Raw genomic sequence first — 22,244 nt, 5'->3', positions numbered from 1 at the left:
CGGGCCAACGGTCGTTTACTCGTCTTCCTTCCAACCTTTAATGTCTGATGCGTCGCCTTCGCCGCCTTCTTTGCCGTCGGCGCCAAGGGACCAAATTTCAAAATCGCGGCCTTCATCACCGGGCGTGCGGTACTGGTAATCGTTGCCCCAGGGATCTTTGAGCGCGCCTTTTTCAAGGTACGGTTTGTAGTTCTGCACGTTGTCGGGTTCAACCGCGAGGTCGCGCAACTCCTCCGGCAGGCGGCTGTGTTGGAAGCGGAACATGGTGACTTGGCTTTCCAAGGTTTTAATGTCGCGCAAGGCGGTGGTGCGCTGGGCACCCGAAACTTGGGTAAAGAATTTGGGGGCGATGACCGCCGCCAAAATACCGATGATGACAACAACGGCCATCATTTCGACGAGTGTAAAGCCGCGGCGGAAACGCGCTGTTTTGGTTTTCATGGAAACCCTCCCTGAAACATGTGTGAATTTAAAAGGTGCTGGTGCTCAAACTGGTGACTGCCATCAACATCGCGGCGACAATGATGCCGACGACCACAAACATCACCAAAATCATAAATGGTTCGAACAAAGCCAACAGGCGTTTGATCGTTTTCTCAATGTCGCCCTGATAAATCTTGGCGATCTTTAGGAACATCTCGCCCAAGGTCCCGGTCTCCTCGCCTACAGTGACGAGCTGCACGGCCATTTTCGGAAAGATCCCGGTTTGCGACATCGGCATGCTCATACCGTCGCCCTTTTTCACGCCTTTGATAATCGGGTCCATCGCTTTGACGAACACGCGGTTGTTGGCAATTTCCTTGGTAATCGACATCGCATCCAACAGGGAAACAGAGCTGTTGAGCAAGATGCCGAGGGTATTCGAGAAGCGGTTGACCTCGATTTGGACAAAAAGGCTGCCGAGAATCGGCATCTTTAATTTAATCTCATCCCATTTGTCCCGTCCCTCGTCGGAACCCTTCCAGCGCGAGAACGCAACCCATGCAATGATCGAGATTGAAAGGATCCAGAATTTGTAGTCGGCGAGAAACGTGGTGCTGTCTACCATGACCTGGGTAATCCAGGGCAAGTCCTGACCTACCTGATCAAAGACGGATTGGAAACGCGGAAGGACGAAAAAAACAAGCACCAAAACGGTGCCCACGCCGGTGAGTCCCAAAATCGAGGGGTAGATCAACGCGGAAATCAGATAGGAGCGCATGTTCTGGCGCGCTTCCAAGTATTCGGTAATGTTGTCGAGCACTTTTTCCAAAACGCCGGCGGCCTCACCGGTGCGCACCATGTTGACGTACAGGCGCTCAAACACGCGCGGGTGTTTGGCCAAACTGTCGGCAAAACTGTTGCCGGCTTTGACATCTTTTAAGACCTGACGGATGACGTCCTTAAGCGGTTCACGGTCGGTGGTGTCGATCAACAAGGTCAGGGCACGGGCCAGCGGCAGGCCGGCGCGCAGCAGGGTTGCGAGCTTGTCGCTAAAGTCCAGCACTTCCTTACCGCTGATGCGGTTGATGGGTAGGATATCTTCGATTTTGATATCGGACAGGTTAAATTCGGTCACCTTTTTTGGTTTGTCGGACACCGACAACGGAAACAAACCTTTGCGCTCCAACATCGCCAGCGCTTGCGGCTTACCGGAGGCCTCAAGAGTACCGGACTCCAGCTTGCCGCCGGGATTGGTTGCTTTGTAGTAAAAGGTGGGCATGGGTCGTCCTTGTGGATGGGATCAGTTACGGGACCGTAAAAACCACGACCATTGTGGTCGAAAAGCGGGGCCGCCTCAAGCGCCGAAATCGCTTCCGGTGCAAGGCGGCCTGGATGATGCTTGACGGCTCGGCGCTAGAGCGATTCTTGGGTGACGCGGAACAGCTCCTCGACCGAGGTTTTCCCGTCCAAAACTTTTCGCCAGCCGTCTTCCCGCAGCAAACGCATGCCCTTCTTACGGGCCAAGGAACGGAGCTGGGCCGTATCCGGTTTCTGCATAATCAAGTGGCGGATCTCATCGTTGATCTGAAACAACTCGTAGATGCCGATCCGACCGGTATACCCGGTGAAGCCGCAATTCTTGCAGCCCTCACCGCGGTAAAAATGGACCGAGGTGGGATCGTCGACAAATTTAATGATGTGCTTGTGGAAACCAACGTCCGGCAGGTAGCCTTTGCGGCACTCTTTACAGACCACACGCACCAGACGCTGGGCCAGAACGCCGAGCAGGGTCGAGGTCAGCAAGTAATCTTCAATGCCCATGTCGAGCAGGCGGTTCACGGCGCCGGGTGCGTCGTTGGTGTGAATGGTGGAAAACACCATGTGACCGGTCAAGCTGGCCTGGATGGCGACCTCGGCGGTTTCGGAGTCGCGAATCTCACCAACCATAATCACGTCGGGGTCTTGGCGCATCATGGTGCGCAGCCCGGAGGCAAAGGTCAGACCGACCTTTTCGTTTACGTGAATCTGGTTGATCCCTTCTAGTTGGTATTCAACCGGGTTCTCAACGGTGAGAATTTTGGTTTCGGAACCGTTGAGCATGTTGAGGCAGGCGTAAAGCGAGGTCGTTTTACCGGAACCGGTCGGTCCGGAGACCAACAAAATGCCGTGGGGCGACCCCGACAGCTCCACAAAGGGTTTTTCCACGTAATCAGGCATGCCCAACATCGACAGCTCGATGAAGGAAATGGATTCCTTATCGAGCAAACGCAGAACCACGGATTCACCGTGCAAGGTGGGAACAGTCGAGACACGAAAGTCAATTTCTTTGCCGAGCACGCGCATTTTGAGACGGCCGTCCTGGGCGATACGTTTTTCGGCGATATCCAATTTGGAAATAATTTTCAGGCGGGAAATCACGGCGGGCGCCAGGCCACGCGGCGGCGATTCGACTTCTTTGAGCACCCCGTCGATGCGGTAGCGAACCTTGAGCGACTTTTCAAAAGGTTCGATGTGGATATCACTGGCCCGGCTTTCAACGGCGCGTGAAATGATCAGGTTCACCAGGCGAATGACCGGCGCCTCACTGGCGAGGTCTTTGAGGTGTTCGACATCGTCGTAGTTTTCGTCCATCTCGTCGGCGTTATCGACGATTTTGTCGAACTCGCTAATGCCTTCCCCGTAGCCACGCTCCAAGGCGTCCTGAATATCAGAACGGGTCGACATCTGAATCTCGAGTTTGCACTCCAGCAACTCGGCCAGGTTGTCGAGTGGGACACGCAGATAGGGGTCTTCAACAACGAGTTTGAGGATCTTGTTCTCTTCATCAAAGTGAAGCGGTAAAAAATTGTTGGCAATAAAAAACTTGACCGAAATGCGGTCGAGAATCTCCGGCAGTTCCTCGGGAAACTGCTCTGGGTCGAGGTAAGTAAAGCCAAGCTGTTCACACAGGATGAGGGTGCAATCGCGTTCGGTCAAAAAACCCATGTCGACGAGGATGCGGCCGATTTTGACACCGGACTCTTCCTGCAAGGCGAGGGCACGTTCTAAATCTTTGGGGGTGATTCGGTTGCGTTCAATGAGGAATTCCCCAAAGCGCTTGCGGCCCAAACGGATTTTGGGGCGTTCCACCACCTGGGGAATCTCTTCAACCGCGGTCTCGGCCGCATTTGGGGGGATTTCTTCTTCGTTACTCAAAACGCCAACCTCATCGAACAAATTTCAGCGTGGGGGAGTGTACCACACCACGAAAAAGTTCGTGACGGACCCACGGCAAAGGGTGTGACGCATCAAGCAGGTAAAGGGTCTAAAAAAAATTCAGTTTGCGCCGAACGCAAGCGAAGATGGGGTTGCGTATCGCGCTGAACCGTGTGGAACGAAATGAAGGCTAGCCGGTAAAGGTGAAGCGGCTGGTGCCGGGTGGTGGGGGCGGCGGGGTGGCGGCCTGGCTGTCATTGGCGATCTTGGCCCAGGCGCCGCGCAATTCACCGACGAGTTTTTCAACATGGGCAAGAATCTTAAGGTCGTTGCGCATGCCGACTTTCATCAGTTCATTGGCGAAGTAGGTGTAAACCCGGTCAAGGTTGCGGGCGACTTCGCCGCCGCGGTTAAAATCGAGACTGCCTTGGAGTTCGTCGACAATCGCCAGTGTTTTATTTAAGAATTTAACTTTTTCTTCAATGTTGTTTTGTTCAATCGCTTCGCGGGTTTTTTTTATGAACCGCAGCATGCCGTCATAACACATGACAACGAGTTGCAAGGGTGAGGTGTTTACGCTGTTGGTGCGGTAAGCGTTCGCCGAATAGTTGGCGGTATATCCACCCCCCTTGGGGTTGTATGCATGCATTCAAGAGCCTCCATGTTCTCTGGTATCAATCGGCCTCCGTGCCTTGAACATCCTATCGGGGGCGCGGAAGCAAATCTTTAACCGAAGCTACCGGGTTTCTGTAAGGTTGTTGATTGAGGAAACTTGACCGAGCCACCGAAGCAACAACCGGGTTGACGGGCTTTGGCACCGGGGTTTCCGTGGACCGACCTTGACAATGCATTTCGTGCCACTGGAACAAAACGGTCCATTTTAGCACGAGCGGGGGTCATTTTTCCAAGCGCGGTCAAAGTTTTTTCGCGAGCCAAATGGTGCGGTACCGCCCGCGCAAGCGCGCTTTTTTCGGTGCCCCAAGCGCTTCAGCGCCGGGGCGAGCGAGATCACCGCGGGCGTCCTTCCCCAAAATTGCAGGCTGGAACCCCGACTCGGCCTGTGATATAGTTCCGACTTTGTTATTCGGCTGCTTGGGTCAAGAACCGAACGGGACACTTTATCCGTAGCATTGGGTTTCGGTTTTTTTCAAAAGCATGATGTTTGTTTCAGGAAAAACGGGTCCAGATTTCAGCCGGGTATGAGGATACATTTGATCGCGGAAGCATACCCTTGTTTAAGTTCGCCATATCCAAGAAGGATCGAGATAGCGGCGCCCGTTTAGGGCGTCTGGAAACCGCTCACGGCGGTGTCGATACGCCTGTTTTTATGGCCGTCGGCACCCAGGGCACCGTAAAAGGCATGACCCCGCGGCAGTTAAGCGACTGCGGCGTGGGCATGGTGCTGGGTAATACCTACCACCTGATGTTGCGCCCCGGCTCCGAACGCATCGCCCAACTGGGCGGTTTGCATCGTTTTATGGCCTGGGACGGTCCCATCTTGACCGACAGCGGCGGCTTCCAGGTTTTCTCCCTGGCCGACCTAACCAAACGCGACGACCGCGGCGTGACCTTCCGTTCCCACATCGACGGTGATTTGATTCGCCTCGACCCGGAACGATCCATGAAGGTGCAGCGCGACCTCGGCTCCGATGTGGTAATGGCGTTTGACGACTGCACCCCCTATCCCGCGGACCACGCCGCCACACGCGCCTCCATGGCACTCACCCATCGTTGGGCCGACCACTCTCTGAATTATTTTCAAGGTGGTCACCAATCGCTGTTCGGCATCGTCCAAGGCGGCATGTACGCCGATCTTCGCGATGCAAGCGTGCGCGAACTTTGTGCGAAACCCTTTGCCGGTTTCGCCGTCGGCGGTTTGAGCGTCGGTGAACCTAAAGAACTGATGTACCCCATCCTGCGCCACACGGCACCCCAACTTCCCGAGGACAAACCCCGCTACTTGATGGGCGTCGGCACACCCGCCGACTTGGTCAACGCGGTTTCGGCCGGCATCGACATGTTCGACTGCGTCATGCCGACCCGCAACGCCCGCAACGGCTACGCGTTCACCAGCGAAGGTCCGGTTTCCATCAAACAAGCGGCGCATAAGGACAGTGACCTGCCCCTTGACCCGAACTGTGATTGTTACACCTGCACCCGATTCACGCGCGCGTATCTCAACCATATTTACCGCGCGGGCGAAATCCTCGCCTCGGTGCTGATGACCCTTCACAACCTCAGCTTCTATCAGAACCTAATGGCGAACATGCGCCGCGCGATTGCCGCGGACCGGTTCCCAGCTTTTAAAGAACAGATTCTTCAAGTTTACGGGGCGCGCGACATTCTCGACTACACCTTGCCGGATAACGCAACCATCGAGGCTCACGCGCGCAACGTGGAGGACCATCCATCATGTGGCTAAACCTGGCATTTTTCTATTTCGAAGGCGGCGGTGCCCCGCCACTCTGGTTCCAGATCGCACCGATTGTCGGCATGATCGCCATTTTTTACTTTTTGATCATGCGTCCCCAGATCAAGCAGCAAAAAGAGCAGCAACGTTATGTGGACAACCTGAAAAAAGGCGACAAAGTCATCACATCCGGTGGGGTGTGGGGCGAAATCGATTCGGTCGATCAACAGGTGGTCATCCTCAAAGTTCACGATAAAACCAAAATCAAAATGACTCGCTCCGCGATTACCGGTCCCCAACCACTCAATGATGAGGGGGCCTCGAAATGATCATCGGTCAAAGGTGGCAGAACCTGAACGCCGGCACGCAGACCGCGGTCGAGACATCGGTCAAGGAGTTAACCCATGAAAACTAGATGGATTGTCATCGCAGTGGCCATTGTCTATAGCGGCTATGTGCTGCTCTCGCACGAAACCGAAGACAGTTGGACATTCTCGACCGACAACATTACCAAAAACATCCAGCTCGGCCTCGACCTCAAGGGCGGGATCTTCATGCAATTGGAAGTGGATGTCGAGGATGCCGTCGACCACTACGTTGAGGAGCAAGCCGGTACCATCAAAGCCAGCTTGGAAGCCGAAAACATGACGGTCGGCAGTTCCGATCCTCAAATTAAAGAACGCCGCGTCGTCTTGGCGAACCTGGGCAGCACCATCAACCAAGAGGTGGTTCCCGAGGTCAAGCGTTTGTACCGCGACCGTTGGGACATCCGCGGTGATGCCAACCAGCTCACCCTGACCTTGCGCGAAGGCGCGATTGACGATGTCAAAAAGGACGCCGTCACCCAAACGGTTTACAAAATTCAAAACCGGATTGACCAGTTGGGCGTTTCCGAGCCCAACATCAACCAAGTGGTCGGCACCAACCGCATCGTTGTCGAACTGGCCGGCACCGACGACCAAGCCCGTGTCCAGAAGCTGGTCAAAGAACCCGGCCAACTGGAATGGCGCATGGTCGCCAAAGGCGCACTCAACTTCGCCCAACGCGCGGAAGAACTGCAGCCCTACCTCAAACCCGGTTACAAAATTCTGCCCATGAAAGAAGGCGAAGGTTTCTACCTGTTGGAACCCGTCATGATGACCGCTTCCAATGTCAGCCGCGTCATGGCGTCTCGCGACGAAACCGGCTTCCCCGCCATCGGCATCAACCTCGACCGCGCGGGCGGCCAAATCATGGATAGCGTGACCGGCCAACCCGACGCGGTAGGCCGTCAGTTGGCGGTTATTTTGGACGGCAAGGTTTTGACCGCGCCCGTCATTCGCCAACGTTTGAGCAACTCGTTCGTGATCAGCGGCAGCTTCTCCGCCGGTGAGGTCGACGACAAAATCCTGCAAATCAAATCCGGCAGCCTGCCCGCCTCGGTTCGCATTTTGGAAGAACGCGTGATCGGTCCCACCTTGGGTCGCGACGCCATCCGTCAGGGTACCACCGCCGCCGTCATCGGTTTCGGCGCCGTCATGGTGTTCATCGTGATTTACTACCGTATCGCCGGCCTGTTCGCCATCTGCGCCTTGTTCATCAACTTGTTGTTGATGCTGGGTATGTTGGCCGGAATCGACGCCATCCTGACCTTGCCCGGTATCGCCGGTTTCATCCTCACCATCGGTATGGCGGTTGACGCCAACGTGCTGATCTTCGAGAAGATACGCGAAGAGCTAAGGCAAGGGACGGCCGTGAAAAACGCGGTCGACATCGGTTACCAGTCCGCCTTTGTCACCATCCTTGACGCCAACATCACGACCTTCATCGCGGCCTTCTGTTTGCTGCTCCTTGGCGAAGGCCCCATCAAAGGTTTTGCGATCATGCTGATGATCGGTATCGTGTGCTCCATCTTCACGGCCGTCTTCTGCTCACGTACCTTCTTCATGACCTACCTGCGCAGCAGTACCACCCATCGCACCCTATCCATCTGGCCGTTGTGGCGTGGCGCCGCCGCGACCTCACCCCAATAATCCACGGAGGAACAACACAATGATGCGCGAAATTCAGTTTATGGAAAAACGCGGCGCTTTTGGGCTGCTCTCCGTCATCCTGTTCATTGCCTCACTCGGCGTGATCTTCACCGTCGGCATTGAAAAAAGCGTCGACTACGAAGGCGGCACCAAACTCACCGTTCAATTTGAAACCGGCGACGTGCAAATCGCCGACCTGCGCGCCCAAATTAGCCAGGTCGATAACAAAGCCTCACTGGCCAGCATGGACCCTGAATTCAACAAAGAGTACAGCGTCAAAATCAAAAACCCCGAAGTCGCCGAAGGGAAAGAAGGCGAAGCCTCACTTGCCCGTCTGCGCGGCTTGGAAAAAGCGTTCGGTTCATTTTTCGACGCCGAAGCCAAGCGCATTGCGCTGCTGCAAGGCCTCGGTCAACAAACCATCGCCGAGGGTTTGGTCGCCCAAAACCCCTTCCTGGTCGAAGGGACCGATGCTGAAAAGCAATCGACCTACGGCACCCTCGCGGGTCAAATCGTCAGCGCGCTGGACGGCGAAGTGGCCGACATCGAAGCCCTGGCCGCCGCGGTTGAAACCGACGCCGACAAGCAACTCAAACTGAGCCAAACCTTGCTGCTGCTCACCCCCGCGCTGAACCGCACCACCGAGGACCTCCTCGCCGTGTTGCTGCGCGAGAAAAATCCTTTGAACCGCGCCTCCACGGAACATTACGAGGACGTTGCCCGTGACATCATCGCCTACCGCGAAAGCAAAGACGACTTCGTCAAAGATTTCGCGACCATGACCGAGGCGATCACCTTGCGGGCCAACGAAGACAAGGCAGGCTTGCAACAGTTCTTCGAAAAGAACTTCATGCTGGGCAGCTTCCGCATCGTTTCGAACGAAACCTTCTCACCCTCAATTGCCTCTGAGCAGTTGACCGAGGCGGCCGAGGCAATCATCCTGGCTTTGATCGGCATCCTGATCTACATCGCGTTCCGGTTCCGCCTGGGTTACGCGGTCGCATCCGTCGTGGCCCTGGTTCACGACGTCGTCATCGCCCTGGGCGTGTTCGCCATTGCCGGCCAAGTGCTTGGCTCCGAACTGTCCAACCCCGTTGTTGCCGCGTTTTTGACCATCGTTGGTTACTCACTGAACGACACCATCGTTGTGTTTGACCGCATTCGCGAAAACCTGAATGCGGCCAAGGGCGGTCAGGTCGTCGACCACATGAACCGCTCCATCAACCAAACCCTGAGCCGTACCATCGTGACCTCCTTGACGACCTTCTTCGTTGTCGGTGTCATCTACTGGTTCTCCAACAACGCCACGCTCGAAGATTTCGCCTTGCCCCTTTTGATCGGCATCGTGATCGGTACCTACTCTTCGATTTTTGTGGCCAGCCCCACCCTGCTGTTGTGGCACGCTTCACGCCCCATCGACAGCTAACACGGGTTCGCCAACCCGCTCATTCGTGAGCAACATTTTCTAAAAAAGGACGCTTACAAGCAGGTTTTGTAAGCGTCCTTTTTTTATGCACACACGGCAAACAGGACGCTTTTGAACACCCCTCGCTGAATCTTTTCACGACTTTTTTATTTGTCGGCTCCCATTCCCTTACAAAACCTGTACAATGCTGCAAAACCTTCTCGCGTTTTTCCTGGTCAACGGTTCAACGCGCAAAACAGCCCTCATGCTCCACGGTCACGGACCAACACCGAGCCCAATCACGTGGGCGCCCTGGTTTCGGCGGACATATGACCTTAAAAGAACAACTATCGGCAATCAAGGAGTGGGCGGGTCTGTCCAAGACCAAAAACCGCACCGTTGACGATGTGGTACGCGTCTTCCTAGAGAATCACCCCGACGCCGACGCCGATTATTTGCGCCGCGCCCACGCGTTCGCCCACCAAGCACACGAGGGCCAGACCCGTAAATCCGGCGAACCCTACATCATCCATCCGGTTGCCGTGGCCTATATTCTGGCCGAGCGCAAACTGGACTTGGAAACGGTAGCGGCCGGGTTCCTCCACGACGTGGTCGAAGATTGTGAGGTCGAAGTCAGTCAGTTGGAAAAACACTTTGGCAAAGGGCTGGCACGGATTGTCGACGGCGTCACCAAAATCGGTAAGGTCAAGTTCCAAAACAAAGATCAAGCCCAAGCGGAAAACTACCGCAAGATGATCCTCGCCATGTCCGAGGATATTCGTGTTTTGGTCGTCAAACTCGCGGACCGCTGCCACAACATGTCGACCCTGGGCCATTTGGGCGAAGAAAAACGCCGCCGCATCAGCCAGGAGACCTTGGATATTTACACCCCGCTGGCGCACCGCATCGGTATGAGCAACCTCAAACTGGAGCTGGAACGGCTCTCATTCCTGCACATGGAACCCGACGCTTACGCCGAATTGGACAAACAGCTTACCGATCGCGAACGCAGCAACAAAGGCGTGCTCGAAAGCATCGCACACGAAATGGAAGGGTTGATGGAAGAATTTGATGTGCAAGGCGACGTCTCCTCACGCATCAAAAGCCACTATTCGATCTACCGCAAAATGCGCCGCAAAAAATGTACGCTCGACGGCCTTTACGATTATTATGCGTTCCGCATCCTCACCCACTCGGTTGGCGACTGTTACAAAATGTTCGGCCTGCTCCACTCCAAGTGGCGCCACATCCCGGGCCGGATTAAGGATTTTATCGCCACGCCCAAATCCAACCTGTACCAATCCATCCACACCACTTTGCTTTCCGAGCGCGGCCAGCCGTTCGAAGTCCAGGTTCGTACCCACACCATGCACCGCATCGCCGAAGAAGGGGTTGCGGCCCACTGGACGTACAAAAACGGTCGCTTGCTTTCCGTCGGTAAAAACGAGTTTGTAAGCTGGTTGCGCCGCGTCGCCGACGAACAAAAAGAGGTACAGGACAGCGACGAGTTCTTAGAAACCATCAAGGGCCAACTCCAGACGGACGAAATTTTGGTATTCACACCCAACAGTGAAATCAAAACCCTGCCCAAGGGTGCAACCCCGCTGGATTTCGCGTACCACATCCATACCGAGGTCGGCCACCAGGCGGTGGCGGCCAAGGTCGACGGCAAAATGGTGCCCTTGCGCAGCGAGCTCCAAAGCGGTTCCATCGTGGAGATCATCACCAGCGCGGGGCAAACGCCCAGCGAGGAATGGCTTCAGTACGTCCGTTCTTCCTCCGCCCGGTCCAAAATCCGCGCCTGGCTGCGCGCCCGAGCGCGGGAGAAAGCGGTGGAGATGGGCCGCAACCTGTTTGAACGGGAACTCAAACGCTGCAAGGTTCCCCTCAAAAAAATATCCAACAACGTGATCCAGGGCCGGCTCAAGACGCTGGGCTACAAAAAAATCGATGACTTCTACAGCGCCATCGGTTTCGGCAACATTACCCCCAACAAGGCCGTCAAACCCTTCCTTCCCGAAGATCAAACGGAAACCGGTCCCTCCGCCGACCAAGTTCGTGAAAGCCGCTTGCAGCGAGCTTTCCAGCGCATATCCCGCAAATCGCGCAACATGGTGTTGGTCAAAGGCACGCCCGAGGTGCTGGTCAACCTTTCCAAATGCTGCAACCCCATTCTGGGCGACCCCATCGTCGGACACATCACCCAAGGCCGCGGGGTCATGGTTCACAAAAAGGGCTGCAAAACCCTTCAAAGCCAAAACGTGCCACCGGAGCGAAAGATCCCGGTAGAATGGGCGGGCCCCTCGGATAATCAGGTCTTCGAGGTCGCCATTCGGGTATACACCGAGGATCGTCCCGGCATGATCGCGGACGTGACGGCCGCCATTTCCGACGCAAAGACCAATGTATCCAACATGAAAGCCAATACCGACACCGAAAAAAGCATGGGTGTGTTCGAGTTCGTGCTCCAGGTTAACGCCCTGACCCACTTCGACAAGGTGATCGGTAACTTAAAAAAGGTTCGCGGCTTCCTGGGATACGACCGCATTCGTTAAGAAACTCACCGGCAAACCACGGCCGCCCTCGCCCAAAGCAAGCGAATCGTCCCGTGTTGGGCGCGCACCACGGCAAAGTTTCAGGCCGTCTGCCGGCGGCCTAATTTTCCTGGCTTAGCATCGCTTTTGGGGGTGGCGATTGAAACTCGGGACCGCGCTCATCTAAGGGGAAACGGATTTCGAAAACGGCGCCTTTGCCCGGCCCCTCGCTGGATACTTCCAGCGTACCGCCCATTTCCGTCATGAAATTGGCGCAGGTGTGCAAACCAAAACCGTGTCCGGTCGGTTTGGTGGTGAACCCGTGATTGAAAATCTTGTCTTTGTTTTCCTGACTGATGCCGACCCCGTTGTCTTTGACCATCACAATCACCTCGTTGTTCTCCACACCGCGCATGATTAACTCGAGGATTTGCTCCTTATTTTTGCCGTCGTTTTCCTGCATCGCCTCTTTGGCGTTTTTGATCAGGTTGGTCAACACGTGGACCAACTTGACCTTGGCAACACTGCCCTTGGGATCGGAGGTGTAGTTTTTGACAATTTTCACGCCTTGCTTCTGAAGCGAAGCCAAGTTGAGCTTGAGGGAGTCCTCAATGAGGTCAATCACCGAGACATCCTCGGTGTAAAGGCTCGCCTTGGCATAATTCTGCTGGGTACTGATGACGTCACGCATCATGTTGACCTTATTGATCAACGCGGTTACCTCATCGGTGAGGGTCGTCTGTTCTTCGTTAATCGCTTCACCCAAACTGAGGTAATAACCCGGAATAAGCTTGCCCTTGGGATGAGACGTAAAGAAGGTTCCCAAATCGCCGCTGTGGTTGCGAATCATGTCGTTGGCTTTCAGAAAACCCTTTACTTTAGAGTTCTTTAGGGTAAGCGCCATTTCCTCGGTAGAAATGTTAACGCTGTTGAGGATGTTGCCGATGTTGTGCAGCACACCCGTGGCGATTTCAGCCATACCGCTGCTATGGGCGGTCTCCAGCAACCGCTGCTGGGCCTTGCGCAACATTTCCTCGGTTTTCTTTCGTTCGGTAATGTCGCGGTAAACCTTGTGCAGCACCGGTCGGTCGTCCAACTCAAAACCGGTCACAACAATTTCACTGGGGAACTCACTGTTATCAAGCCGCTTGCAGGTCCATTCAAAAAGTTGAGAGCCCTCTTCCAAAACCATTTTGTATTTGTCGCGAATCAGTTCCGCGGAAAGCGCGCCCTCCGGCTGCTGTTTGGGCGACAAATCATCCGGGCTCATCGCCAGCAGTACGTTTTTGTCTTCACAACCCATCAAACGAAGCATGGCGGGATTGCAGTCAAATAACTCGTTTTCATCGCCCAACAGAATGGCGTCGGCCGATTCCTCGAACAGAATGCGGAACTTGCGCTCACTGGCCACCAATTCCTTGGTACGCTGTTGCACCTTCTCTTCCAAGGTTTTGTTGAGTTCGGCCAGCTCGTCGTAACTGCGTTTAAGGTCAGTGGTCATCTTGTTAAACGAGGAAGCAAGCACCTCAATTTCGTCGCCGCTGTTGAGATCGACACGCACGTTGTAATCACCCGAGGCAATGCTGTCGGCGGCCCCGGTCAACTGGGCCAACGGGCTGGTAATGGTGGCGGCTTGCCGACGGGTCGCGTAGAAACCGCCGATCAAAGCCAAGATGGAAACCAACAACAGAAACATGAGATTGCGCAGTAGGTCGGCTTGATATTCCGATTTGGCCTCGGCCAAGTCCCGCTCCATTTGGGCTGTTGAAAAGCCGTAAACCAGCGAACCTACATGGGCGTCAACCGATGGGTCAACGATTTCCTGAGAATCGTCAATATCCACGCCGAGCGCGGATGAGGAAGCGTAAATCGGCGTGGCATACTGGATCACGAGGTGGTCACCGAGCTGGACCTCGCGTTGGGTTATCCCCTTGAGCGACAACGCCCAATCGGTGGTTTCTTCAATTTGTTGCAATTTGCCGGGCGGCAAGCCGGTCGGCACCCCGTCGGGTGTTTCCGGGGTCACCCAGGCCACCGTCTGACGATCATTGCGAAAGTAGGCCGCCATGATCAGGGATTGCTGATCGGCAACCACGGCCTCCCCGTTTTCATTTTCAAAACGGCCGCGCACGTTTTCGATCAAAATCTCGCGCAAGGTGGTCCACGAATTATCTTCTGCGTAGGTGCGCAAGGCTTTTTGTTTGTCGGAAATCAGCAGCCGCGAGGTGGAGTCCAAGTTGCGCCGGAAACTGGTTGTGGTTTTTTCAATTTGACGGTTGTAAGCACCGTAGTTTTGAAGCGCGTAAAAAATCAAAACGGCGATAAAAACCAGCAACATCACGATCATGTTGCGGACAATCATCTTCTGCTTCAGGCTTTTGCCGTTCGGTGGAATCGTTTTGACAGCGTTCATGGCACAACCAGCATCGTGTGAAGATCAGCTCAGCCCTCGCGCTTTCCGCGAGAATGGAGCGAAACGCAACCTTCGGTTACGTTGGGAGGGGGATGGCACTAAGTATAAGACAAAAATGGGAAAAGCGGTGGGTGGAGAAAGCACGAGACCGAGAACATGCCTCAATCAGCGCAAAACATCAACCTCGTTTAACTTATCGGGCTGGATATCCAAATACTTCCTGGCAAATTTACGATCAAGGTGTTTCCGCACTGAATGCGGATCAGTAGCACCCTTCGAAAAAAGGGCAAAGTCGTTTTCCTTAATTTCAATGGCCAAGTTCCCCACCGTCTGACCCAAACCATAGTGATCGGGCAAAACGCCGAAATTACCGAAATGTGGGATGTCCATCAAGGTTTCGACCCCGACCAAAATCGGCTTGCGAAAACGCTTTAAACGCGGCAACCACACATTGCGCACATCGCGTTCATTTAAAAGCTTGTTGTCGTTCAACACCAACAACACATCCACATTTTCGGTAGCTACCAGATACTTAAGCCCGTTGCGGATCTCTTTAGAAAAAATTTTACTCATGGCTTCGCCGCCCCCCTTTTGGAAGGAGACCTCGACCTTGTAACCAACCAACTCAATCCCTTCACGCGCGCAGAGGATTTTTTGGTCGTTAAAGTAATTGGCATGCTCGGCGCGGTACAAAACGCCGACCCGCTCAACGGGATTATCGATTAAGGCACGCAGGTGGGTCAGCGACAAAATCGGCGGGACCTCGTAACGCACCCCAACCACATTCTCCATCCCCAGAATGGATTGATCCACAAACAGCGCCATGGTCACAATCGCCGGCGGAAACTTAAGCCGGCCGCGGTGGCGATCTTGGAAAAACCGGTAGTAGCTAATCGTCACGTTGTCCATCAACACCATCAGATCCGGTTGAACCTCAAGGATGTGTCGCTCAAAATCGCGGTAGGGCGTTTCCCGGTGAACCGTGCGCTGGACGATGTCAAATTCATCCTCGAGTTCGTCGTTTAGCGCGGTAAGCACCTGATCGTAACCCAAGCTGTCCGGGCCCAAAACCAAAAGACGGTTTTTGGCGGCGTGGAGCGTGGCGCCCTGAAACAAAAACACCAGCAACCACAGACGCGGGTCAAATAAGGCGTGCAATATGGGGGCTATGGCGTTTGCCATTGGTCCACCCCCAACAAGTTAATCACGCCTTTTTCCATTTTCCCGAATGCCTCGCGCAGGGCTTTCTGATCCTCCTCCTTCGCCTCGGGACCGACGTATAAAATGGGGAGGCGGTAAGAAACATCCGGTAAAGGCGTAATCACCAAGTTCAATTTGGAACGCTGTTTGTAATAATCTAGCCGGCTTTCAGGAACGAGAATCGCGTCGACATCCTCAAACTGTAACAGCGACAGGAGGTCTTCCAGCTTGGTCACCGTTTTGATCGATATCTTGCCTACTTTAAATTTGTCGGCAAGAAAATGACCCATCTGACGGCGGCCCATCAGACTGACCACCCCGATGGCGGTTTGATCGATTGAGGTCACCTCAATCTGCCGGTCGACCGACATCAGCATCAAAGGTTCTACCCGTTTTTCCGCCCGAATCCCCGTGACCAAAGGTTTGTACGATAAATTTTCACTTTGGGACAAATACTCGACCACCATCGGGTAGGTCAAGACGGCGTCGGGTTTGTTTTGGAGAACCTGAACTTCAAATTCGCGGAAACGCCCAAAAAAAACGATATCGACCTCGGGCGCCTCGCGGTTCATCAAGCTCTGCAGGGCGTGGGGGCGCAAATTGGACGGTAAAAAGGCGTAAACCGTGGGTTTCTCTTGAGACCAGCACGGCAGTAGCAGCCCCTCAAAGAGGAGAAACCACAAAAGTATGCGTTTCATGCCTTGCCATTTCATAGAGGACCCATCGATGTTTCTTCCAGGTTCGATTGGTTTAAGAGCATTCTAAAGGATAAAAGGGGTTTATTGGGAAGGAGTTCTGAAATACTTCGATGACCAACCAAGCGGATGGAAGCAATTCAAAGCCATCCTCGCCAAGACCCCTCATCAAAAGTTTTCCCCGACAATGTAATCAACTTCCAATTCCGCGCCGTTTCGCAGCAGCAGACTGTAGCCGACATTGCGGTAATTAAGGATTTTTTCCACGCTAATGGGTGCGCGAAAGCGGTTTTCCGGAATCTGCCATTGCTGCCGGCGTACTTCCCAAACTAAATCGGCGGCTTGCACCCCCAACTCAAGGTGATCCGGGACCACGGCAAAATGTCCCAAGGCCACCGAGTCGCGCAAGAGCTGATCGACGCCGACCACCACCGGACCCTGAAATCTTTTAAGCACCGGCCGCCAGGCCTTTCGAATGAGCCGGGGTGTCAAAAGTTCGCTGTCGTTGAGGACCCACAAGGTATCAACCGCCTCGGTTTCGGTGAGGTGTCGCAAACCTCGGCGCAGGTCCTTCGGGGCGATTTTTTCCTTGGTCGGTATTTCGAATCCCACCAGCTCAATTTTTTCGCGGCGCACTTGGGATTGTTGGTCCTCGAAAAAGGGGCGCAGGTTTCGCCGGTACAACACACCCACCCGACGCACGGGTAATTGCGTCATCGACCGCAAATTTGTCAGTATGGTGAGCCCTTGAATTTCGTAATGAATGCCCGCCCCGTGGCGGATGGTTCGCATTTCGCGATCCACGAACACCGCCATTAGGCCGATGACGGGACGAAGTTGCATAGAGGCCGGCCCGATTTTAAGTAGTTTCTTGTAGGACTTGAGGGTGTGATTTCCCAGCAACACAATGAGCTTGGGATCGTACACCTCGATCATCCACCCCATGCGTTCAATCGCCGAATACTGATCGAAAGAAACCACCTCGATGCGGCAATCTTCACCCAGTTCGTTGACCAACCCTTTGACGACCAACTGGAAGTGTGGAATTTCAGGCGTCAACACCAAGATATCGGTGTTGGCCTGCAACCAGGTACCAACCAAAAGCCCCACCCCGGAAACCATACGGAGCAGGACGACAGTGGTTCGGTGCATGAAAGAGAGACACTTCATAGGGTTTCTCACGAAAAGCTCAGGACAGGATGACCCCGAAAACGGGTGGTTAACAGCAGGCCGCACCGGAACCGGAACAACCGTTGGGCGGCATCGCGATCACCAAACGGGAACCGGGAAAACGCGTGCAGCCGGGGAATGCGAGGGAGCACAAAGGCACCGGCGCATTAGGCCGTGTTCAATACAACGCGCTTGCGAAGCTCAGAATCAACGACAATTTTTTAGGTAACACACCTCGGATAACAACATGCTTCCACCTGAGAAACGCAAAAGCTCGCGGCGATTTTCGCTAATCCTCCGGGGCACAACGGTTTTCAACCATGCGCACCGCATCCAACGGGCTCGGTCCCGCGCGACCCGGTGCGCTTTTTTCAAACCATTTCGATTCAGATTTTTAGCCAAAAGCCCTCGCTTCAGCGCCATTTGGGTTTTAAACCACTCGCAAGCAGGGCAACCATGCACAATGGGAAAGACAGCACCTTCAAGGCGTCACATAAAATCCAAGAGTCATGCCCGAAAACCTTGCAAACGAGAAGGTTAAACAACGAAACAGCAGTCACAAAGTTCCTCGCCCCTGCGTCAGAGGCAAAAAGGTTTTCTTTCAGTTATTTCACGTACAAACATCATCTCTAACGGTGTTTTTCGTGAAATTGCGAACTTTTACTTTATATCGGCACAAAGCAAAGATAACTAAAAATATATTCGCCATTGGCGATCCCAAAAGCATTGCTCCGCGACCTTCGTAACCCCGCTCCGACGAAATCGCCCCGCACCTCACATAATTTCGGGGCCGCTTCTTTACCGTACGCTTTGCTACCCCGCCTCCTTTCCACAAATCATGCTTCGGTGCGCGCGCCGATCAGTCAACCGCCGCGGTCACGCGCTGTGCCGACGTGTGAATGGTTTTGAAATTTCACCATCATCCTCTAGATTAGGGAGATCCCCTCGTCGCCCGCCGACGAAACCCCGTATCGGAGGCAGCCATGGCCCGAATTATGATTTGTGACGATGAACCCTCGATTCGCAAAACCTTGGCCGAAATTCTCGAGGACGAAAACCACGACTGCGATACCGCCGACTCAGGCGAGTCCCTGCTCAATCAGTTGCGCCGCGCCGAGGCGCGCTTTGACGCTGTTTTTCTCGATGTGTGGCTGCCGGGCATAGACGGGGTCGAAACCCTCGCCAAAATGCGCGAGCAAGGTTACCAGATGCCGGTGATCGTCATCTCCGGCCATGCCACCTTGGATCTCGGCGTCAAGGCCACCAAGCTGGGCGCTTTTGATTTCCTCGAAAAGCCGCTCAACCTCGACAAAGTGATGGTGACGCTCAACAACGCGCTCAAGCAGCAGCAGTTGGAACGCCGCCAGGCCCAACTCGAGGCTCAAATTCCCGAGGAAGAGATGATCGGCGGCAGCAACGCCATCGTCGCACTTAAGGAAGACATCCAAATGGCCGCGCCCAGCACCGGTCGTGTGCTGATCCTCGGCGAAAGTGGGAGCGGTAAAGAGCTGGCCGCGCGACGCATACACTTTTTTTCCGACCGTGCTCGCGAACCCTTCATTGAAATGAACTGCGCCGCCATTCCCGAGAACCTCATCGAAAGCGAACTCTTCGGCCACCACAAAGGCAGCTTTACCGATGCCAAGGAAAGCAAAGCCGGCAAATTTGAGCAAGCGGACGGGGGCACCTTATTTCTCGACGAAATCGCCGACATGTCCCTCAACACCCAAGCTAAGGTTTTGCGGGTCCTCCAGGAGCAACGCTTCCACCGTGTCGGCGGGAGCAAGGTGATCAAGGTCGACGTGCGCGTTATCGCCGCCACCAACAAAGACCTGGAAGCGGAAATTGAAGCGGGCCATTTTCGCGAGGATCTCTATTACCGACTCAATGTCATCCCTTTGCGGGTACCGCCCCTGCGCGAACGTCCCGAGGACATCATGCTGCTGATCGCCTACTTCATCAAACAGTTCGCCGGCCGCTATGGTCGCCCGAATTTGGCATTTACACCGGAAGCCGAACGCGGCCTGTGCGGTTACCATTGGCCGGGCAATGTACGCGAACTGCGCAATATTGCGGAACGTTTGGTCATCATGAGCCGCAAATCCGTCCTGGACCTGGGCGACTTACCCCGCCAGATTTCCGGTAAAAGCGAAGATTCATCCTGGTTCGGCAAGTTCGATTCCCTGCGCGAAGCCCGCGAGGATTTCGAGCGGCGTTACATCGAATACCAACTCAACGAAAATGGTGGGAACATCACCAAAACCGCCGAAATACTCAAACTCGAGCGCAGCAACCTTCACAAAAAAATGAAGCAGCTCAAAATTTCACCCTCGACGCAACCCTAAATAACCACCTCGGAGCATGACCAACCCACGCCCCGAAAAAAATTCCGACAAACGCGCAAGCCGTCGCTTTTTAGTGAATAGACCTTGTCTCTCACGTGTTCTTGTGATGATGCCGATGGTGACCTCACACCGAAACACCCCGCCGGTGCATGGGTGACAAACACCGCGGGTTAAGCCCCTTGAAGGACCAATCATGATTCTGTTGGTGGTTGAAAAGAAACCCAAATTTATCGAAAGTTTCCGCAAACACCTCGCCCTTCCCGACCACGAGCCACTGTATGTGAACCGTTGTGCCGACGCCGCGGTATTGCTCCAACAAGGAAGTGTCGGCTTCCTCCTCATCGATCTGGATCCCGGCGAGAACCTGGAACAAGCGGTCGCCCTCCTCGAAACGGCCGCCGCCAAACGCATCCCCTGTCTGGTGCTGGAACACCCCAAGGCGGCCGATCTGGTATACCAACTCCGCATTCATCGCGACAACGGCCAGTTCCTCAAACTCCCGCTAAAAATTCCGCAAGTCAACGCCAAAATGCAACAGATGAAACGCGGTGACGACCCCATGATCGGCGTCAAACTCGGGCCCGTGGGACAGCAGGTGGAAATCGAACGCCGCCTGGGCGAAGGCGCCATGGGAACGGTCTACCAAGGCTGCGACGAGGCGCTGGGCCGCAAGGTCGCGGTCAAATTCCTTAACCACCAATACCTGCGCGAGGACCCGGACGCCGCCCGCCGCTTTGCCAACGAGGCACGCGCCGTGGCACGCCTGCGCAGCAACCACATTGTGCAAATCTTTTTTACGGGAACCCATGAGGAACGCCCCTATTCGGTGATGGAATGGCTGCAGGGCCCGCCCCTCGACAGTTTCCTGCGCCAACGCGGTGTATTGCCGGTCAAAGAGGCGGTCGCCCTGGCCCAACAAGTACTGGACGGACTGGATGAGGCCCACCGCAACCAACAAATCCACCGCGATGTGAAACCGGCCAACATCATGCTCAACACGCGCGGCGAGGCGGTCCTGCTCGATTTCGGCTTGGTTCGCGGCAATTCAACCCAAAATCTCACCCAACACGGTGCCCTACTGGGAACACCACGCTACATGGCACCGGAACAGATCAACGGCGAATCCATCGACGGGCGCATCGATCTTTACGCGGTCGGCATCATCCTTTATGAAATGGTTCTCGGCGTGGCCCCCTTCCGCGGCAAAGACTTGGTTTCGGTGCTGATGAAACACCTCAACCAGCCCCTCCCAAAACCGGAAAGCTTGGGCCGTCGCCTCGACCCGGCCTTGTTTGCCATCTTGGAAACCTTTTGCGCCAAGGACCGCGATCAACGGTACCCCACGGCCCTCGCGGCCAAGGAAGCGCTCACCCAATACCTGGCCCGCTACCAAGAACCGCAAGGCGCCGAAACCAATGTGGCCCCGGAGTTCGCCGCGGCCGAGCTGACCCCCTACAGCACCGCGATTTTCCGCGACCAACGGACCCAACTCGGTACACAACAAACCCGTGACGGTGCCTTGCTCGACGCGCTCCCACGCCTGGACGCCCTGTTCCAATTTTTCGGCGAACATCACCCCGAACTGGGTGCATTTGAACAAGGTAGCCTCGATCATCCCGGTGGTTCAGCGGCCTTGCTGGCCCAGTCCGGCGGGACAGCCATGGTGTATTCCGAGGCCCCCAAGGCCGGCGAATCCCTGCGCCATTACCATCCCGACGTCTTGCGCGCACTCCTCAAGGTGGGACCATGATCGATTTCGGCAGTATTGAAACCATCCCTGGTTTTCGCTGGGGTTTTCAAGTGGGCAACGACGGAACTTACCAGTTCAGCGCGACCCACCAGAATCACATCGACGACCGACGTCAGGCGGAACAGTTTTACGCGCTCTGGCAAACCTTGCCCGCCAACATCACCCTCGCCGACTACTCCTTCCAAAACGGACGCGTGTTCGTGCGCGTGGTCGCCGGCGGCATTGTGGTGTTGTTTTGCGACAAACTGGTGCGGCGTTCCATCATCAGCACGGCCCTGGATGCCTTGTTCAACCACGCCGACGCCTCCACCCAGCTTACCCCGCCGCTTGCCGGCCGCGGGAGTGGCAGCCAGGTCCTTTCCGCCGCCGATTCAGGCGGTGGCAACTCCGGCACCGCCGGCAGCATGACCCGCGTCAGCTTCGGAAACGGAACCGCCCCACCGTCGACCCCGATCCCCGAAAGCGTGGTCACGAACCTGATGACCTATTTCACGGAAGAACTGGGCCCGCTGGCGCCGATGGTCGCCCGCAAAACCTGCAAAAAAGCCGGCATTAACTTAGACCACCTGGTCCACGGAAACTGGACCAATACCTTAAATCTCCTGGCCGACGTCATCGAAAACGAGGAGAAGCGGGAACGGTTTTTGGACAAAGCGGTCTTGCTCCGCAAGGCATTTTAGGACAGGACCCAC

The 22,244-nt window shown here is 55.1% G+C and carries 16 protein-coding genes; 8 read left to right on the top strand and 8 right to left on the bottom strand.

The window, feature by feature from the left end:
• Nucleotides 1-15 precede the first annotated feature (15 nt).
• From gspG to fliS, 4 genes are all read right to left on the bottom strand, one after another.
• Nucleotides 16-441: a type II secretion system major pseudopilin GspG gene (gene gspG, locus J3U88_RS11310; RefSeq protein WP_207858863.1), complete on the bottom strand. Its 426-nt coding sequence runs from the start codon at nucleotides 439-441 to the stop codon at nucleotides 16-18.
• Nucleotides 442-469: 28 nt separating this feature from the next.
• Nucleotides 470-1,702, bottom strand: coding sequence for a type II secretion system F family protein (locus J3U88_RS11305; RefSeq protein WP_207858862.1), 1,233 nt, complete (start codon nucleotides 1,700-1,702; stop codon nucleotides 470-472).
• 134 nt (nucleotides 1,703-1,836) lie between these two features.
• Complete coding sequence (locus J3U88_RS11300; protein WP_207858861.1) at nucleotides 1,837-3,618, bottom strand: GspE/PulE family protein; 1,782 nt, start codon at nucleotides 3,616-3,618, stop codon at nucleotides 1,837-1,839.
• A 190-nt stretch (nucleotides 3,619-3,808) separates the two neighbouring features.
• Complete coding sequence (gene fliS / locus J3U88_RS11295) at nucleotides 3,809-4,267, bottom strand: flagellar export chaperone FliS (protein ID WP_207858860.1); 459 nt, start codon at nucleotides 4,265-4,267, stop codon at nucleotides 3,809-3,811.
• Between the two features lie 582 nt (nucleotides 4,268-4,849).
• On the opposite strand from fliS, the gene tgt reads away from it, so the two are divergent.
• The 5 genes from tgt (at nucleotide 4,850) to J3U88_RS11270 (ending at nucleotide 12,000) form a co-directional block, all read left to right on the top strand.
• Nucleotides 4,850-6,040 carry a tRNA guanosine(34) transglycosylase Tgt gene (gene tgt, locus J3U88_RS11290; RefSeq protein ID WP_243435889.1) on the top strand — a complete coding sequence of 397 codons (1,191 nt, stop codon included), beginning with the start codon at nucleotides 4,850-4,852 and terminating at the stop codon, nucleotides 6,038-6,040.
• Nucleotides 6,031-6,357 carry a preprotein translocase subunit YajC gene (gene yajC, locus J3U88_RS11285; protein ID WP_207858859.1) on the top strand — a complete coding sequence of 109 codons (327 nt, stop codon included), beginning with the start codon at nucleotides 6,031-6,033 and terminating at the stop codon, nucleotides 6,355-6,357. The genes tgt and yajC overlap by 10 nt, the downstream gene beginning before the upstream one ends.
• Before the next feature lie 75 nt (nucleotides 6,358-6,432).
• Nucleotides 6,433-8,040: a protein translocase subunit SecD gene (secD, locus tag J3U88_RS11280; protein ID WP_207858858.1), complete on the top strand. Its 1,608-nt coding sequence runs from the start codon at nucleotides 6,433-6,435 to the stop codon at nucleotides 8,038-8,040.
• 19 nt (nucleotides 8,041-8,059) lie between these two features.
• Nucleotides 8,060-9,466: a protein translocase subunit SecF gene (gene secF, locus J3U88_RS11275; protein WP_207858857.1), complete on the top strand. Its 1,407-nt coding sequence runs from the start codon at nucleotides 8,060-8,062 to the stop codon at nucleotides 9,464-9,466.
• 308 nt (nucleotides 9,467-9,774) lie between these two features.
• Nucleotides 9,775-12,000 carry a RelA/SpoT family protein gene (locus J3U88_RS11270; protein WP_207858856.1) on the top strand — a complete coding sequence of 742 codons (2,226 nt, stop codon included), beginning with the start codon at nucleotides 9,775-9,777 and terminating at the stop codon, nucleotides 11,998-12,000.
• Between the two features lie 100 nt (nucleotides 12,001-12,100).
• Here J3U88_RS11270 and J3U88_RS11265 read toward each other — a convergent pair whose 3' ends face one another.
• From J3U88_RS11265 to J3U88_RS11250, 4 genes are all read right to left on the bottom strand, one after another.
• Nucleotides 12,101-14,392, bottom strand: coding sequence for an ATP-binding protein (locus J3U88_RS11265; protein WP_207858855.1), 2,292 nt, complete (start codon nucleotides 14,390-14,392; stop codon nucleotides 12,101-12,103).
• A gap of 165 nt (nucleotides 14,393-14,557) precedes the next feature.
• Nucleotides 14,558-15,574: a type 1 periplasmic-binding domain-containing protein gene (locus J3U88_RS11260; protein ID WP_207858854.1), complete on the bottom strand. Its 1,017-nt coding sequence runs from the start codon at nucleotides 15,572-15,574 to the stop codon at nucleotides 14,558-14,560.
• The gene (locus J3U88_RS11255; protein WP_207858853.1) at nucleotides 15,559-16,290 is read right to left on the bottom strand and encodes a hypothetical protein; all 732 of its coding nucleotides are present in this window, start codon (nucleotides 16,288-16,290) and stop codon (nucleotides 15,559-15,561) included. Before J3U88_RS11255 ends, J3U88_RS11260 begins: the two co-directional genes overlap by 16 nt.
• 165 nt (nucleotides 16,291-16,455) lie before the next feature.
• Entirely contained in the window at nucleotides 16,456-17,457 is a 1,002-nt protein-coding gene (locus J3U88_RS11250; RefSeq protein ID WP_207858852.1) for a type 1 periplasmic-binding domain-containing protein, read from the bottom strand.
• 983 nt (nucleotides 17,458-18,440) lie between these two features.
• Here J3U88_RS11250 and J3U88_RS11245 point away from each other — a divergent pair.
• The 3 genes from J3U88_RS11245 to J3U88_RS11235 all read left to right on the top strand — a co-directional run bounded on the left by J3U88_RS11245 (nucleotide 18,441) and on the right by J3U88_RS11235 (nucleotide 22,232).
• Complete coding sequence (locus J3U88_RS11245; protein ID WP_207858851.1) at nucleotides 18,441-19,802, top strand: sigma-54-dependent transcriptional regulator; 1,362 nt, start codon at nucleotides 18,441-18,443, stop codon at nucleotides 19,800-19,802.
• Between the two features lie 193 nt (nucleotides 19,803-19,995).
• Nucleotides 19,996-21,552 carry a serine/threonine-protein kinase gene (locus J3U88_RS11240; RefSeq protein ID WP_207858850.1) on the top strand — a complete coding sequence of 519 codons (1,557 nt, stop codon included), beginning with the start codon at nucleotides 19,996-19,998 and terminating at the stop codon, nucleotides 21,550-21,552.
• Nucleotides 21,549-22,232: a DUF8082 domain-containing protein gene (locus J3U88_RS11235; protein ID WP_207858849.1), complete on the top strand. Its 684-nt coding sequence runs from the start codon at nucleotides 21,549-21,551 to the stop codon at nucleotides 22,230-22,232. The genes J3U88_RS11240 and J3U88_RS11235 overlap by 4 nt, the downstream gene beginning before the upstream one ends.
• The last annotated feature ends 12 nt before the right edge of the window (nucleotides 22,233-22,244 follow it).

The organism is Acanthopleuribacter pedis (assembly GCF_017377855.1).
GTDB classification, from domain to species: Bacteria; Acidobacteriota; Holophagae; order Acanthopleuribacterales; family Acanthopleuribacteraceae; genus Acanthopleuribacter; species Acanthopleuribacter pedis.
This window is presented reverse-complemented; position numbering and strand designations above follow the sequence as displayed.